4 protein-coding genes are annotated in these 17,854 nt (G+C 69.6%); 2 read left to right on the top strand and 2 right to left on the bottom strand.

Going from position 1 to position 17,854, the window contains the following annotated elements:
- The first annotated feature begins 146 nt into the window (after positions 1–146).
- The gene (locus W7U_RS07215; protein ID WP_008256384.1) at positions 147–1,106 is read left to right on the top strand and encodes an SDR family NAD(P)-dependent oxidoreductase; all 960 of its coding nucleotides are present in this window, start codon (positions 147–149) and stop codon (positions 1,104–1,106) included.
- A gap of 19 nt (positions 1,107–1,125) precedes the next feature.
- Complete coding sequence (locus W7U_RS07210) at positions 1,126–2,352, top strand: cytochrome P450 (RefSeq protein ID WP_008256383.1); 1,227 nt, start codon at positions 1,126–1,128, stop codon at positions 2,350–2,352.
- Here W7U_RS07210 and W7U_RS07205 read toward each other — a convergent pair.
- Together W7U_RS07205 and W7U_RS07200 are read right to left on the bottom strand one after the other, a co-directional pair.
- On the bottom strand, positions 2,349–4,958 hold the full coding sequence (locus W7U_RS07205; protein WP_036428838.1) for a sugar epimerase family protein: 2,610 nt from the start codon (positions 4,956–4,958) through the stop codon (positions 2,349–2,351). The genes W7U_RS07210 and W7U_RS07205 overlap by 4 nt on opposite strands.
- 26 nt (positions 4,959–4,984) lie before the next feature.
- Positions 4,985–17,518, bottom strand: coding sequence for a type I polyketide synthase (locus W7U_RS07200; protein ID WP_008256381.1), 12,534 nt, complete (start codon positions 17,516–17,518; stop codon positions 4,985–4,987).
- Between the last annotated feature and the right edge of the window lie 336 nt (positions 17,519–17,854).

Genomic DNA, 17,854 nt, shown 5'->3' with positions numbered 1-17,854 from the left:
CCCATGGCTCTCGGCCGCGGCGTCGTGACCGAGTGGTCAAGGCGGATACCCCATTCCAAGCTGCCACCGGGACCCTGGAACACGTGGCCGTCCCCGACGTGCACCCTGCCGCTATTGCCGCTGCGGATCCTCGCCACGGAGAGGTCATGACCGAGCTTCGGTTCGACGGGAGGGTGGCGATCGTCACCGGGGCCGGCGGCCAGGAGCCGAGCCTGGGGCGCTCGCACGCCAAGCTGCTCGCCCAGCGAGGGGCCAAGGTCGTCGTCAACGACCTCGGCGTCGGCCCCGACGGCCGAAACATCCTGCGGGCCAATGCGGAACAGGTGGCCGATGAGATCTGTACGGCCGGTGGTGAGGCGGTCGCCGATCTGCACAGCGTCGCCGACGAGGACGGCGCGCGCCGGGTCGTCCAGACCGCGTTGGACGTGTGGGGCCGCGTTGACATCCTGGTGAACAATGCCGGTGTGTGCTTCATGGCGCACTTCGACGAGATCTCCGACGCCGACATTCGCAATGTCATCGACGTGCACCTGATGGGGACCGTGTGGATGTGCCGGGCGGCGTGGCCCCACATGCGCGATGCCGGTTACGGCCGCATTGTGAACACCACCTCCGGGGCGATGTTCGGACTGGAGAATCTTTCCATCTACGGTGCGGCAAAGGGCGGAATCTTCGGGCTGACACGCGGTCTCGCCGTCGAAGGGGCACCGCTGGGCATCAAGGTCAATGCGTTGGGGCCGGCCGCCAACACCACCGCCGTGCGCCATTTCAACAACCCGTCCGCCTTCACCAGGCTGATGGAGGATCACTTTCCGACCGGCCTGGTGTCACCCGCGGTGGCGTTCCTGGTTCACGAGAGTTGCCCGGTATCCGGAGCCAACTTCGAGGCGGGTGGAGGAAACGTGGGCATCCGGGTGTTCGGTCAGACGACGGGTATATACGACGCCGATCTCACCATCGAGAAGGTGCGGGACAACTTCGCGGCGATCACCGACACGTCGACGGCCAGGTTGATGCCGGATTTGCCCGACTCCGGTGAGTTAGCCCCGGGCGAGGCCATTTCGGCGCCTTTCGAGGTACTACCGAAGCGCTACCAACCGAGTTGATTTCGGCCAAGGAGACATCATGACCGTCGACACCGCAGCACCCAGCGTCTTCGACGCAGGCCTGCCCACACTGCACTACGACATCACCGACACCGTGCACCAGGTCGCCCCGCGGATCCACGAGGCGCGCAAGCGTTCTCCGATCGCCCTCGGGCCACTGGGACCCGAGGTGCTCGGCTACGAACTCGCCCGAGGGATACTTCGCGATCCCCGGTTCGTCTTCCCGCCCGGCATGCACATGACGGCTCGCGGGATAACCTCCGGCCCGCTCTATGACCGGGTGCTGGGCACCATCCTCGGCATGGAAGGCGAGGAACATCGGCGCCTGCGCGGTCTGGTCTCCAAGGCATTCACCCCGCGGGCGTCCGCGCGCATGGAAGACACCATCGACACGGTGATCAACCATTTGATCGATCAGGTCGCCGGGGCCGGCCGCTGCGACTTCGTCACCGACATCGCCCGGCCCTACCCGATCCCGATCATCTGTGCGTTGTTGGGCGCACCACCCGAGGACTGGGAGCAGTTTTCCCTATGGGCGGAAGACATTTTCAAGATCGTGCGGTTCGACTCCGACCTGGCGAACGAGCAACACATCGTAATGCGGGCGTGGGACGAGTTCGACGCCTACATCGACGACATGATCGCCGAACGGCGGAGCCGGTTGACCGACGACTTGATCTCCGAACTGATCCGCGCGCAGGACGACGGGGACCGGCTGAGCAACGCGGAGATGCGCATGCTGGCATTCAGCATCCTGTCCGCAGGCACCGACACCACCCGCAATCAGCTGGCCGCGTGCATGCACGCGCTGTGCGATCACCCCGAGCAACTGGCGATGCTCCGCGAAAACCCCAACCTCGCGATGCCGGCCGTCGAGGAATGCATGCGCCATTCGCCCGCGGTCTGTACCACCCTGCGCACCGTCCTCGACGACGTCACATTCGCCGATTACACCTTTCCGGCCGGCACCTTCATTTCAGTGAATACCTTTGCCGCCAACTGCGATCCGGAGGTCTATGCGCACCCGGACCGGTTCGACATCACCCGGGAGGACCCGCCGCCCATTCTGACGTTCGGCGGCGGTGCCCACTATTGCCTGGGCGCGAACCTCGCCCGAACGGAACTCGCCGGAGCGCTCAAAGTCCTCGCCCGGCGCATGACCAACCCGCGGCGCGTGGCGACGGCGCAGTGGAAACCGATGCTGGGACTGAGCGGGCCGGTCGGTCTGGAGATGGAATTCGACTAGCTCAGCGCGTCGTCCGCGGCGAGCTCCAGGACGTGGATTTCGCCCGTCGCGCCGTCGACCTCGACCAGGGCACCCGCCGGCAACGACTTGGTCGCCCCCTGAACGTCGACAACACAGGGGAAGCCGAATTCGCGGGCCACCACCGCGGCGTGGGACATCGGGCCGCCCAGTTCGGTCACAACGGCGGCGGCGTAACAGAACGCCGCCGTGTACCCGACGTCGGTGACCTCGGCGACGAGGATCTCGCCGGGCTGCAGGTCGTCGATGGTGTCGGGGCGCACGATGCGTACCCGGCCGCGCACCCGCCCGCCGCACACCCCGACCCCGCGCAGGATGTCCCCGCCGGCCAGGGCGGGCGACGAGGGCGCGGTTGGCTGCCAGCTTCCGCTGAACACCGTCGGCGGCGCCACCGCGACCAGCCGGCGTTGCTCGGCCCGGCGCCGGGCCACCAGCGCGCCCACGTCCGCCGGCAGGGCATCCAGTTCGTCGACAAGCAGATAGAAGACATCATCGGCGGCTTCGAAGACGCCCGACTCGACCGCCCTGCGCCCGTACTCGCGCAGCAGCGTGCGCAGAACCCAGTTGGCCCGCACCACCTTGTCGCGGCGGACCTCACGGTCGCGCAGTTGCTGGGTGGCCAGCACCGCAATTGGCTTGGCGTGCAACGGAATCTGGGGGCGCTGGGGTTGCTGCGCCGACGGCGCGCTCATCGCCCTGGTCACCATCCGGACCAGCAGCTCGGGGTCGTCGGCGTAGCTGGTTGACAGCATCTCGAGCTCGGCGGGCCCACGGTGGCCGATGAGCGCCAGCTCGGCCAGCAGCGCGGCATGGAATTCCGGAGCCTCGACGGCCAGCTTGTCCAGCCGGTCCCCTGGTTCAGCCAGCAGCGCCGTCACTTTCGGATCGCGCTGCGCGGCAACCACCAACCGCTGCATCGCCTCGACCGAACGCGCGCTGACCAATTCGGGCCCACCGGGGGCGGCGACGTCCCGCCCGCACAGACCACGCAGCAGCACGTTGAACGCCGCGCACAGCAGGAATGAGCCGGCGGCCAGCACCCAGCCGTGCACCACCTGGTCCCGCGCCAGAAAGATCAGGCTCAGCAGCCGGCGATCGTCGATTCCGGCGAGGTCCCCTTCGGTCAGGCGTTCCAGGCGATCGACGTCGGCAACGAATTCGCGGGTGTCGGCGGGCGCGCCGGCCGACAGGCCGATCAGGTTGACGCCGAATACCCCGATGTTGCGGACGGTGCGCAGTCGCTTGCGGATTCGATCGGTGTCGGAGTGCGGATGTTCCTCACCGAAGATCGGCAAGGCGGCCATGCTGGGGCCGAAGAATCCACTGTTGCTCACCACCGTCGTGGGCTTCACGAAAGGCACCGTCTCGGCCATGAAATGCGCGGTCGTGATCGCGCCGTACAGGCGGTGGGCGAACACCGCGACCATGCGCATCGCGATTTCGCGCTGGATCGTGCCCCCCGGGCGCAACCGCTCGGCAACGCACACCGCGCTGGCCCGCAGTCCCCGGACCGTCGCCGACGCCGACGCCGGCGAGAACGGGCCGGGTAGTGCCTCCGACAGGTTCGTGGCCAAAAACGTCGGAAAGCGCGGGTCGATCGGTGTGTCGAATTCCCCGTTATCCCCCGCTGCGCCCGCCAAATTCGGCTTGACGCCGTCGTCGCTCGGCGCGTCGACCGAGGGTAGGTCCTGGATGGTGGCCAGGCGCCAGGGCAGCGATATCACCCGCTTGCCCACGGTGACCCGGCCGCGCACGGCCAGCGCGAAATCGTCGATGCATTCGGCGGATTCCCACGCGGGCCGAAATCCCCACTCGTGCTGCAATCGCGAGAGATCCATGAGCGGGGCGCAATGCGCCCGTTGCAGTTCGCCCGGCTCGAAGCCCAGCCTCACGACCGGGCGCCCGAGAGCGGCGGCGATCTGCCGGAAGGTCACCTGTCCGGCAGCGGCGAGATTGACCGGGCCGCTGTCGATTCCACCGTCCACGATTGCCTGGTTGAACAGCCGAAGCGCGTCGTCGAGATGGACGACTTGCATGCGGTGATCGCTGGACCGGGCGGGAAACACCGGTAGCGCCAGCATCCGGCGCACCCAGTTGTCGACGCTTCGGCCGAGAATCAGCGCGGAGCGGATCGCGACCCATTCCGTGCCCGCTCCCGCGACCATGCGTTCGACCTGGGCGTTGAGTTGGCCGTCGACGGTGACCGGGGTCAAGGCATCGTGTTCGGCCTTGGGCGCACCGCCGCCGCCGTAGACGTGCGCCGAAGACGCGAAAACGATTCTCCTGGACCCGGTCTCGACCATCGCGTCGAGCACGTTGCGGGCGCCGTCGATGTTGACCTCGTGACCGATCCGTTCGTCTGGTCCGGGAGTGTTCGCCCACGCGCAGTGCGCAACCACTTCCGCGCCCGCCAGGGCGCGCTTGACCGCGGCGGCATCACGGATGTCGGCGTCGACGAAGTCGGCTGCGCTCGGCCAGCTTTCGGGGCGGTGGCGGGCAAGGCCGACGACATCGTGGCCCTGGGTGAGCAGCCGCATGGCGAGTCCGCGGCCGAGCACTCCGCTGGCCCCGGTGACAGCAATTCTCACTGAATGCCTTTGGTGGTCATAGGTGGCTAGTCGTCGTCGTCCAGCAGCGCCGCGTTGACCAGGTCATCGAGGTCCATGTCGGCGATGTCCTTTTCGGTGGTCGCCGGCGCCGCGGACTGCGCGTTGCCGTTGGATTCGTCGGCCAGCGCCAGTAGCAGTTCCAACACGCCGGCCTGTCGGAGCCGCTTGACCGGAATCGACCCGACGACGCGCTGGATCTCGGCTTCGCCCGGCGCCGCGCCCCCCGGGGTTTGTTCCGACGCCCCCACGAGTTCTCGGTGCATGTAGCCCGCCAGCGCCGCGGAGTTCGGATAGTCGAAGATGAGCGTGGGTGAAAGCGCCAGCCCGGTCGCGGCTTTGAGCCGGTTGCGCATCTCGACTGCGGTCAGGGAGTCGAAGCCAAGCTCCTGGAACGCCCGGTCCGGGTGGATCGCCTCCGGGCTGGAGCTGCCGAGCACGGTGGCGATGTGCGAACGCACCAAGTCCAGCAGTATCGCCTGCTGCTCGTCCTCGGGGAGCCCCTCGAGGCGTTGCAGCAGAGCGGATTTCGACTTGGCGGCGGCCAGCGAGTCGTCGACCTGGCGTCGCGTCGGCGCGTTGATCAGATCGACGAACATGGGCGGCAGCGTGCCCGAGTCGAACTTGACCCGCAGCGCCGCGAGGTCGATGTGGGCGGGCAGCATGAACGGCTCGTCGACGATGAGCGCGGTGTCCATCAGCTCCAGCGCCTGCTCCGAGGACATCGCGACGATCCCGTCCCGGCCGAACCGGGCGAGGTCGGCGGCGCCCAGCCCGCCGGTCATGGCGCTGGCCTGATCCCACAGCCCCCAGCCCAACGAGATCGCCGGCAGGCCGTGGGCGCGTCGATGCGCGGCCAACCCGTCCAGGAACGAGTTGCCGGCGGCGTAGTTGGCCTGTCCCGAGGCGCCCGCCAGGCCGGCGATCGACGAAAACATCACGAAGGCCGACACATCCAGGTCGCGGGTCAACTCGTGCAAGTTCCATGCCGCATCGACCTTGGAACGCAGCACCGCGGCCATCCGCTCGGGATTCAGCGACGTCACCACCGCGTCGTCCAAGACGCCGGCGGCATGGATCACCCCCGTCAGCGGGCGTTGCATCGGGATGTCGGCGATCACCTTGGCCAAGGCCTCGCGGTCGGCGGCATCGCAGGCCACCGCCTCCGCGTGCGCGCCGGCCGCCCTCAGCTCGGCCACGAGCTCCGCCGCCCCCGGCGCATCAAGACCGCGCCGGCTGACCAACACCACGTTCCGCGCGCCGTGGCGGGTCACGACGTGCCGCGCGACCGCCGAACCGGCCATCCCGGTGGCGCCGGTGATCAACACGGTGCCCGCCGTCCACGCGTCCGGCATGGTCATGACGACCTTGCCGACGTGGCGGGCCTGGCTCAGATAGCGCAGCGCGGCGGGCGCACGGCGCACGTCGAATCGGGTCACCGGCAGCGGCCTCAACACGTCTTCGGCGAACATGGCGGCCAGCTCGTCGAGCATCTGGGCGATGCGGTCCGGTCCGGCTTCGAAGAGATCGAAGGCGCGGTAACGCACCCCGGAGTGGTCGCGCGCGACGACCTCGGGGTCGCGGATGTCGGTCTTGCCCATCTCCAGGAACACCCCGCCCGGCGCGACCAGCCGCAGGGAGGCGTCCACGAATTCGCCGGACAGCGAGTCGAGCACGATATCCATCCCGGCCGTGCCGGTCCTGCCGGTGACCGCGCGGAACTTGTCCTCGAACTCAAGGCTGCGCGAATCTCCGATGTGGTCGTCGTCGAACCCCATGGCCCGCAGCGTGTCCCACTTGCCACGGCTTGCCGTCGCGAACACTTCCAGCCCGATCTGGCGGGCCAGCTGGACCGCGGCCATTCCTACCCCGCCGGCGGCGGCGTGCACCAGCACCCGCTGACCGGGCTTCGCGGCGGCCAGATCCACCAGGGCGTAGCGCGCCGTGGCGAACACCACCGAAGCAGTCGCCGCGGCGGTGTGTGACCATCCCGCCGGCACCTTGACAAGCAGGCGCTCGTCGGTTTTGGCGATCGTTCCGGTGCCGTCAGGGAACAGCCCCATGACGCGGTCGCCGACCTCGAAACGCCCGTCCTGCGAGGCGGTTTCGGTGATCACGCCGGCTGCCTCGATGCCCATGATCGCGTCCGGGTCGGGATAGAGGCCCAACGCGATCATGACGTCACGGAAGTTGGCGGCGATGGCCGACAGCGCCACCCGCACCTGCCCGGGTCCCAGCGGCGCGTCGGCGTCGGGAATCCGCTCTATCCGCAGATTCTCGATCGTGCCGTAGCTGCTCATGCCCAACCGCCACGGGCCCTGCTCGGGCGGCGTCAGCAGGCCGCCGACCGCGCGGCTGCCGAGCACCCGCGCGGTGTAGACCATCCCGTTGCGCCGCAACGCCTGCGGCTCGCCGACCGCCAACACGGCGGCGATCGCGTCGGGATCCAGCGGCGCGTCCGTGTCGACGAGCACGATGCGGCCGGGGTGTTCGGTCTGCGCCGACCGCACCAGGCCCCACACCGCCGCGCCGGCCAAATCGGTGACGTCCTCCCCGGGCAACGTCATCGCGCCCCGGGTCGCCACCACCAGCGTCCCCGTGACGTCGCGGGACAACCAGGACTGCAGCACCGGCAGCACCGCTCGCGTCGCCGCGTACACCTCGGTGATCACGTCGCCCGACACCGGCTCCGATTCGAACAGCACCACGGATAGTCCGGCCTCGCCGTTGTCGGATTCCGCGGATTCCGGTGCACCCCAAGCGCTTACCGACACCGGCTGCACCGTCGATGTCGGCTGAGCGGACCAAATCAGCTCGAAGAGCCGGTCCGGTCCCGAGTTAGACACCGCGGCCAGGAGCTGCTGATCGGTCACCGGACGGGCCACCATCGATGCCACCGAGAGCACCGGCAGTCCGAGCCCATCGGCCAGTTCGATCGATACCGCCGAGGCGCCCACGGGCATGATCCGGGCGCGCACCGCCGCCGCCCCCGCGGCGTGCAACGACACCTGCTGCCAGGAGAACGGCACCAGTATCGAACCCGGGGCGAGCTCGTCGCTCTCGGACGACAAGATGACCGCGTGCAGCGCCGCGTCCAGCAGCACCGGGTGGACCCCGAACCCGCTCACCGACACCCCGGCGTCGGACGGCAGGGTCACTTCGGCGAAGATTTCGTCGCCACGGCGCCACATCGAGGTCAGGCCACGGAACGCGGGCCCGTACCCGTAACCACGCTCGGCCAGTTGCTCGTACCCGTCGCCGACCTCCACCGGGACCGCACCCACGGGCGGCCACGCGGACAGGTCCGCGCCCGGCTCCACCGACCCCGCGCGCAGCACGCCTTCGGCGTGCAACGACCAGCCCGAGCCCGCTTCGGCGCGTGAGAACACCGACACCGCGCGCGCACCCGAGTCGTCCGGGCCACCGACCACGACCTGAACCGCGACCGAGCCACCGGCCGGGAGCACCAGCGGCGCGGCCAGATTCAACTCGTCGAGGATTCCGCAGCCCACCTCGTCGCCGGCGCGGATGGCCAACTCGACGAATCCCGCACCCGGGAACAGCACGACACCGCCGACGGCATGATCGGCCAGCCAGCCTTGCGTACCCGGCGACAACCGACCGGTCAACACCACCCCACCCGACGCCGGCAGTTCGACCACCGCGCCCAGCAGGGCGTGTTCGCCGGGGGCCAGGCCCAGACCCGCGGCATCGGCGGGGGCATCGTCGCGCGAGAGCCAAAAGCGCCGCCGATCAAAGGCATACGTGGGCAGTTCGACGAGATTCGCCGTGCCGATGGCGCCGCGCCAGTCCACCGCCATGCCGGCGACGAACCCGTGCGCGACGGCGTTGACCAGGGCCGTCGGCTCCGGCCGGTCCTTGCGGAGCGCGGACATCGTCGTCACCGGGTTGTCGGCCAGCGTTTCCTCGATCGACGCCGTCAGACCGCTGCTCGGGCCGACTTCGAGGAATCGGTTGCCGCCAGCCGCATGGACGAATCGGACGCTGTCGGCGAATCGCACCGCCTCGCGGACGTGCCGCTTCCAGTACGCCGCGGTTCCGAAGTCATCGGTGGCCAGCCCGCCGGTCACGTTGGACACGATCGGGATGGTCGGCTTGCCGATGGTCAGTCCCGCCGCCACGGTGCCGAATTCGTCGATCATGGCGTCCATCAACGGGGAGTGGAACGCGTGCGAGACGGCGAGTTGATGGACGCGGCGGCCCTCGGCGCGGAGCTGGTCCGCGATCGCGGTCACCGCGCCTTGCGTTCCCGAAATCACCACGGAGGCAGGCCCGTTGACGGCAGCGATGCCCACGCTGTCTTGTTCGGAGGGCACGAGCAGCGGCCGCACCTCGTCTTCGGTGGCCTGCACGGCGACCATCGCCCCGCCCGAAGGCAGCGCCTGCATGAATCGGCCGCGGGCGGCGACGAGGACGGCGGCGTTCTTCAGCGACAGGACGCCGGCGGCGTGGGCGGCGGACAGCTCGCCGATCGAATGGCCCATCACGAAGTCGGGGTGTATGCCCCAGGATTCGAGCAGCCGGAACAGCGCGACTTCCACCGCGAACAGCGCCGGCTGCGCGAATTCGGTGGTGTTCAGCAGGCTTTCGTCGCTGCCCCAGATGACGTCGCGCAGGGGGCGCAGCAGGTGCTGGTCCAGTTCGGCCAGGACGGCGTCGAAGGCCTCGGCGAACATCGGGTACGCGTCGTGCAATCCCCTACCCATGCCGAGTAGTTGGGAGCCCTGACCGGGGAAGACGAACACGGTCTTGCCGCCGGGCGCCGCCGTCCCGCGAATGATTGATTGGGCCAGTTCGTCTGCGGCCAGCTCGTCCAGCCCGGCCAGCAGGCGGTCACGGTCGTCGGCGACGATGACGGCCCGCTGTTCGAAGGTCGACCGGCCCGCCAGCGTCCAGCCCACATCGACGGCGTCCAGATCCGGGTGGGCGCGCAGATGGGTCGCCAGCCGGGCAGCCTGAGACCTCAACGCCGACGGCGATTTCGCCGACACCACCCACGGGAGGACCGGCACCTCGGGGCGCTCGGTGACCTGAACGGTTTCGGCGGGGGCGGCCTCGATGATCACGTGGGCGTTGGTGCCGCTGATGCCGAACGACGACACCCCGGCCCGCCGCGGACGATCCGCACCCCACGGCTGGGCCTCGGTGAGCAACGACACCGCACCCGCCGACCAGTCGACATGCGGGCTGGGCTCATCGACATGCAGTGTCGCGGGCAGCGTTTCATGGCGCATGGCCTGCACCATCTTGATCACACCCGCCACACCCGCGGCGGCCTGCGTGTGACCCATGTTCGACTTGATCGACCCCAACCACAACGGCCCGCTAGTACCCCGATCCTGCCCGTACGTGGCCAACAACGCCTGCGCCTCGATCGGATCACCCAGCGTGGTCCCAGTGCCGTGCCCTTCCACGACGTCGACCTCCGACGCGGCCAGGCCCGCGTTGGCCAGCGCCGCACGCACCACCCGCTGCTGCGAGGGACCGTTGGGCGCAGTCAGCCCATTGGAGGCACCGTCCTGATTGATCGCCGAGCCCCGCACCACCGCCAACACCGGATGACCCAACCGCTGCGCATCCGACAGCCGCTCCACCACGAGCATGCCGCCGCCCTCGGAGAATCCGGTGCCGTCGGCCGCGCCGGCGTACGCCTTGCACCGGCCGTCGACGGACAACCCGCGCATGCGGCTGAACTCGACGAAGATGTCGGGCGTCGCGTTGACCGTGACGCCGCCGGCCAGCGCCAGATCGCACTCCCCCGAACGCAGCGACTGCACCGCCATGTGCAACGCCACCAACGACGACGAGCACGCCGTGTCCACCGACACCGCCGGACCCTCCAGCCCCAGCACATACGACACCCGCCCCGAGGCCACACTCGAGGACTGACCGGTCAGCCGGAAGCCCTCCGCGGTGGGCGCGGCGTCGATGCCGTAGCCCTGCGTGTACACGCCGGCGAACATGCCGGTGGCGCTGCCACGCAGCGCGCCGGGTTCAATTCCCGCCCGCTCCAAGGCTTCCCAGGACAGCTCGAGGAACATGCGTTGCTGCGGATCCATCGCCAGGGCCTCACTCGGCGCGATGCCGAAGAAGGCCGGATCGAAATCCGCGACACCGTCGACGAAACCGCCGGTCCGGGTGTAGCAGGTGCCCGGGACGTCGGGATCCGGGTTGTACACGCCGGCCAGATCCCAACCGCGATCGGTCGGGAAATCGGAGAGGACGTCGCGGCGCTCGGTGAGCATCTGCCACAGATCCTCGGGGGAATTCACCCCGCCGGGATAGCGGCACGCCATGCCGACGATCACGATCGGATCGTCCTCGGTGGCGCGCGCGACCGGGGCGTGCTTGATCTCCTGCGGGGCCCCGGCGAGTTCGGTGCGGATGTAGCCGGCCAGGCCGTTGGGTGTCGGGTAGTCGAATATCAGCGTGGGCGAAAGCGCCAGTCCCGTCGCGGTTTTGAGCCGGTTGCGCATTTCGACCGCGGTCAGCGAGTCGAAGCCCAACTCCTGGAACGCCTTGTCCGGGTCGATCGCCTCGGCGGAGGTGTTGCCCAGCACGGTGGCGATGTGGGAGCGCACGAGGTCCAGCAGCACGGCGTGCTGCTCGGCCTCGGACAGGCCGTCGAGGCGATGCGCCAGAGCCGATTTGGACTTCGCGGCCGCGAGCGAGTCGTCGACCCGGCGCCGCGTGGGCGCGTTGACCAGGTCGGTGAACATCGGCGGCACCGCGACCGCGTGGGCGCGCAGCGCGCCGAGATCGATGCGGGCGGGCGCCAGGAAGGGTTCGTCGACGATCAATGCCGTGTCGAACAGTTCCATGGCCTCGTCCGAGGACAGCGCCAGGATCCCGTCGCGGCCCAGCCGGGCGAGGTCGGCGGCGTCGAGCCCGCCGGTCATGGCGCTGGCCTGGTCCCACAGGCCCCAGCCCAGCGAGATCGCCGGCAGCCGGTGCGCGCGCCGATGCGCCGCCAGCGCGTCGAGGAACGAGTTCGCGGCGCCGTAGTTGCCCTGGCCCGACGAGCCCACCAGCCCGGCCATCGAGGAAAACATCACGAACGCCGACAGATTCAGGTCGCGGGTCAGTTCGTGCAAATTCCAGGCCGCGTCGATCTTGGCCCGCAGCACCGCGTCGATCCGCTCGGGTGTCAGCGAGGTGAGCATCGCGTCGTCGAGCACGCCGGCCGCGTGGATCACGCCGGACAGGGGCCGAGTCGCCGAGAGTTCGGTGATCACCGCGGCCAGCGCCGTCCGGTCGGCCGCGTCGCAGGCGATCACTCGCGCCCGGGCGCCGGCCGCTTCCAGCTCGGCGATCAGCTCGGCGGCTCCCGGCGCGTCCGGTCCGCGCCGGCTCAGCAGCGCCAGGTCCTCGACGCCGTGGTGCGCCACCAGGTGACGCGCCAGCGTCGATCCCGCCATGCCGGTCCCGCCGGTGATCAGCACGGTGCCCGAGGCCAGGCCGGCACCCGGTCCGGTAGGCACAGTCATGACGACCTTGCCGATGTGGCGGGCCTGGCTCAGATACCGCAAGGCCGCGCGACCGCGCCGCACGTCAAAGGTGGTCACCGGCAACGGTTTCAGGACCCCGGCGTCGAACAGGCCGGCGAGCTCGATCATCCACTGATGCATGCGGGGACGTCCGGGCTCGAACAGGTCGAAGGCGCGGTAGCGGACGCCCGGGTATTCCTGGGCCACTGCGCCCGGGTCGCGGATGTCGGTCTTGCCCATTTCCAGGAACATGCCGCCGGGGGCGACCAGGCGCAGGGAGGCGTCGACGAATTCGCCGGCCAGCGAGTCCAGCACCACGTCCATGCCGGCCCCGCCGGTGACCGAGCGGAACTTGTCCTCGAACTCGAGGCTGCGGGAGTCCGAGATGTGGTCGTCGTCGAAGCCCATGGCCCGCAACGTGTCCCATTTCCCGCGGCTCGCGGTGGCGAACACCTCCAGGCCGAGGTGCCGGGCGAGCTGGACGGCGGCCATCCCGACCCCACCCGCGGCGGCGTGCACCAACACTCGCTGCCCGGGCTGGACCTCGGCCAGGTGGATGAACGCCATGTAGGCGGTGGTGAAAACCGCTGAGATGCCGGCGGCTTCGGCGTAGGACCAGTCGGCCGGCTTGCGCTGCAGCAGACGGACGTCGCCGGGCACCAGGGTGCCGCTGCCGTCGGGGAAGAAGCCGTACACCGAATCGCCGACCTCGAATTCGGTGACTCCCGGTCCGACCTCGACCACGACTCCGGCGCCTTCGCCGCCGAGCAGCGCCTCGTGGGTGAACATGCCCAGGGTGATCATGACGTCGCGGAAGTTGGTGGCGATCGCGCGCAGGGCCACCCGAACCTGACCCGGCTCCAGCGGAGCGTCGGCGTTGGGAACCGGCTCGAGTTGCAGGTTTTCGAAGGTGCCCGCGCTGCTGATGCCCAGCCGCCAGGGGCCGCTTTCCGGGGGTGTCATGATGCCGTCGACCGCACGGCTGCCCCGCACCCGTGCGGTGTGGGCCTTGCCGTCGCGCAGCAGCACCTGCGGCTCGCCGACGGCGAGAGCGGTCGCTATCGCGCTATCGTCCAGCGCGACATCGGAATCCACCAGCACGATCCGGCCGGGATGCTCGGTCTGCGCCGACCGGACCAGCCCCCACACCGCCGCGCCGGCCAGGTCGGGGACGTCCTCCCCCGCCAGTCCCATCGCGCCGCGCGTCGCGACGACCAGCACCCCGGAGTCGTGCTCGGACAGCCACGACCGCACGGCGGCCAGGGCCTCATGCGTGCGACGATACGATCCCGTGACCGGGTCTTCCTCGGCGGCAAGGGATTCGAAGACTTCGTGCGGGGGCGTCTCGCCCGCGCCGGCGGTCGCCGGCGACCACTCCAGCTCGAAGAGCCGGTCGGGACCCGAGGCCGACACCGCCGCGCGCAGCTGCCGCTCGCTCATCGAGCGCGCCACCATCGCGCGCACCGACAGCACCGGCAATCCGAGGCCGTCGGCCAGTTCGATCGACACCGCACTGGCGCCCGCCGGCGCGATGCGTGCGCGCACCGCCGATGCGCCCGCGGCGTGCAGCGACACGCCCTGCCAGGAGAACGGCAACACCACTTCGTCGGTGTGGTCGGCCATTTGGTGGCCGATGACCAGCGCGTGCATGGCCGCGTCGAGCAGCGCCGGGTGCACGCCGAACCCATTGACGCTCCCGGCGGCGTCGGGCAGCCGCACCTCGGCGAAGATCTCGTCGCCGCGCACCCAGGCCGCGGTCAGGCCCTGGAACGCCGGGCCGTAACCGTAACCGCGGGCGGCCAATTGCTCGTAACCGTCGGCCGGGTCGACCGCGACGGCGCCCGCCGGCGGCCAGGCCGACAGGTCCGCGCCCGGCTCGACCGAGCCGGTGCTCAGTGTGCCCTCGGCGTGGCATACCCAGCCCGAGCCGGTGTCCGGCCGCGAGAAGATCGACACGACGCGCTGACCGGTTTCCGTGGCCGGGCCCACCACGACCTGTACGGCCACCGATCCCGCTCCGGAGCCCTTGGCGGGCAACATCAATGGCGCCTGCAGGGTCAGTTCGTCGACCGTCGAACACCCGACTTCGTCGCCGGCGCGGATCGCCAATTCCACAAAGCCGGCCCCGGGGAACACGACCGCACCGGACACGGCGTGGTCGGTCAGCCAGCCCTGCAGGCTGGGCGAAAGGCGGCCCGTCAGCACGACCCCGCCCGAGGACGGCAGTTCGACCACTGCGCTCAGCAGCGGGTGCTCGCTGGCTCCCAGGCCCAGGCCGGTGGCGTCGGCCGCGGCTCCTTCGCCGGACAGCCAAAACCGCCGGCGGTCAAAGGCATACGTGGGCAGCTCGACGAAGCCGGCCCCGTCCAGCACACCACGCCAACCCACGCTCACTCCCGCGACGAACGCGGTGGCAGCGGACGTCAGGAATCGGTCGAGCCCGCCGTCGTCGCGGCCCAGGGTCGGAATGACCTTGGCTTCGGAGGCCTCGGCGTCGCGGCCGGCATGGTGGTTGGCGGTGTCCTCGATGCCCGCGACCAGGGCCGGGTGCGGGCTGGATTCGATGAACGTCCGGTATCCGTGCTCGCTCGCGCTCCGCACGGCCTGGTCGAACTGCACGGTCTGCCGGATGTTGCGGTACCAGTAGTCGGCGTCCAAACCCGCTGTGTCCAGGCGGTTTCCGGTCACGGTGGAAAAGAACGCGATGCGCGAGGAACGCGGCTCGATGCCGGACAGCGCCTGGGCGAGGTCGTCGCGGATCGTCTCGACCTCCACCGAGTGCGAGGCGTAGTCCACGTCGATGCGCCGGGTTCGCAGTTCGAGGTCGGCGCAGAACCCGACGAGTTCGTCGAGCGCGGCCACGTCGCCCGACACCACGACCGCCGACCGGCCGTTGACGGCGGCGATGCTGACCCGACTACCATAGGGCGCCAACAACTCCCGGGCCCGCTCGGTGCTGCAGGCGATCGACAGCATGCCCCCGGGGCCGGCCAGCGAGCGCAGCAGCTTGCTGCGCAGCGTGACCACCCGGGCTGCGTCGCGCAACGACAAGGCTCCGGCGACGTAGGCCGCGGCGATTTCGCCTTGCGAGTGGCCGATCACCGCGTCCGGGCTCACCCCGACCGATTTCCACAGCTCGGCCAGCGACACCATCACCGCGAAGAGCACCGGCTGCACCACGTCGACGCGATCCATTCCGGGTGCGCCGGGTGCGCCGCGCAGCACGTCGATCAGCGACCAGTCGACGAATTCGGCGAACGCCTCTTCGCACGCCTGGATCTGTTGTGCGAATACAGGTGCGGTATCGAGCAGTTCGATGCCCATGCCCAGCCATTGGGAGCCCTGTCCGGGGAAGACGAACACGGTCTTGCCCGCCGGCGTCGCGATGCCCCGCAGGACGGTCCCGGTCGGGTCATCGTTGGCCAGCTCGTCCAGCCCGGCCAGCAACCGGTCCCGGTCGGCGGCCACCACGACGGCCCGATGTTCGAACGTCGCGCGACCGGCCAGCGTCCATCCCACGTCCGCGACGTCCAATTCGTGGTGGGCACGCAGGTATTCGGCCAGCCGCGCCGCCTGGGCCGCCAGCGCCCTGGCCGACTTCGCCGACAACGCCCACGGCACCACGGGCACCTCGGGGCGCTCGGTGACCTCAACGGTTTCGGCGGGGGCGGCCTCGATGATCACGTGGGCGTTGGTGCCGCTGATGCCAAACGACGACACCCCCGCCCGCCGCGGACGATCCGCACCCCAGGGCTGGGCCTCGGTCAGCAACGACACCGCACCCGCCGACCAGTCGACATGCGGGCTGGGCTCATCGACATGCAGTGTCGCGGGCAGCGTTTCATGGCGCATGGCCTGCACCATCTTGATCACACCCGCCACACCCGCGGCGGCCTGCGTGTGACCCATGTTCGACTTGATCGACCCCAACCACAACGGCCCGCTAGTACCCCGATCCTGCCCGTACGTGGCCAACAACGCCTGCGCCTCGATCGGATCACCCAGCGTGGTCCCAGTGCCGTGCCCTTCCACGACGTCGATCTCCGACGCGGCCAGGCCCGCGTTGGCCAGCGCCGCACGCACCACCCGCTGCTGCGAGGGACCATTGGGCGCAGTCAACCCATTGGAGGCACCATCCTGATTGACCGCCGAACCCCGCACCACCGCCAACACCGGATGCCCCAACCGCTGCGCATCCGACAGCCGCTCGACGACCAGGATCGCCCCGCCCTCAGACCAGCCGACGCCGTCGGCCGCGCCGGCGTACGCCTTGCATCGCCCGTCGGGTGCTAGTCCCCGGTGCCGGCTGAATTCGACAAAGACCGTCGGCGTGGCGTTGACGGTCGCGCCGCCGGCCAGCGCCAGATCGCACTCCCCCGAACGCAGCGACTGCACCGCCATGTGCAAGGCCACCAACGACGACGAGCACGCCGTGTCCACCGACACCGCCGGACCCTCCAGCCCCAGCACATACGACACCCGCCCCGAGGCCACACTCGAGGTCATGCCGGTCAGCCGGTAACCCTCGATCTCCTCGGCGAGCATGCCGTAGCCCTGCACGATGAGCCCCGCGAACACCCCGGTGGCGCTGCCACGCAGGCCACTGGGGTCAATCCCGGCCCGCTCCAACGCTTCCCAGGACAGCTCCAGCAACATCCGGTGCTGGGGATCCATCGCCAGGGCTTCACTGGGCGCGATGCCGAAGAAGGCCGGATCGAAATCCGCGACACCGTCGACGAAACCGCCGGCGTTCACATAGCACTTGTGGCGGGCGTCGGGATCGGGGTCGTACAGCGCCCCGACGTCCCATCCTCGGTCGGCGGGAAACTCCGAGATCACGTCGCGGCCGTCGGCCACCATTTGCCACAGCGACTCGGGGCTGTCGACGCCGCCGGGAAAGCGGCAGGACATGCCGACGATCGCGATCGGCTCGCTTGACCGCTCCAGTAGCGCGCGATTGGTGCGCTTCAGGCGTTCAACCTGGACCAGCGCTTTCCGCAGCGCCTCGGTCGCATGCTGGAGTTGGTCCACCATCACTAAACCTCGCCCTAACCCTCACCTAATGTCTGGCCGTCTTGTCCCGCCGGCTGCGGTTGTCGCCGATTCACGGGATTCGCTGCACGAGGCGACGCCGTGTTTCGTTCGACCAGCGTCGTGCAGCTTTCCGACCCAAGAATGTTGCTGGTGAGTATGGCCAACTCCGACTGGATTTCAAAACGTCCGCTGCTCCCGATTGCTACAGGAGGACCGGCTTGGACAGGTGCGGCGCCCGCTCAGGCGAGGTGCGCCGCGCCCAGCCCGGTGAACTCGATGGACCACGGCCCGCTGCAGACGTGGCCCGTGGTCCATGGCGAGACTGTACCCGTCTAG

It is taken from the genome of Mycobacterium sp. H4Y, from assembly GCF_000364405.1.
GTDB classification, from domain to species: Bacteria; Actinomycetota; Actinomycetes; order Mycobacteriales; family Mycobacteriaceae; genus Mycobacterium; species Mycobacterium intracellulare.
Note: the sequence above shows the minus strand (reverse complement) of the source record. Positions and strands in the feature narration are given on the sequence as shown.

What these genes read in the sequence shown, in the direction of transcription:
- W7U_RS07215 (WP_008256384.1), top strand. Translation starts at nt 147, where the DNA reads ATGACCGAGCTTCGGTTCGACGGGAGGGTGGCGATCGTCACCGGGGCC.
- W7U_RS07200 (WP_008256381.1), bottom strand. Translation starts at nt 17,518, where the DNA reads ATGGTGGACCAACTCCAGCATGCGACCGAGGCGCTGCGGAAAGCGCTG.
- W7U_RS07210 (WP_008256383.1), top strand. Translation starts at nt 1,126, where the DNA reads ATGACCGTCGACACCGCAGCACCCAGCGTCTTCGACGCAGGCCTGCCC.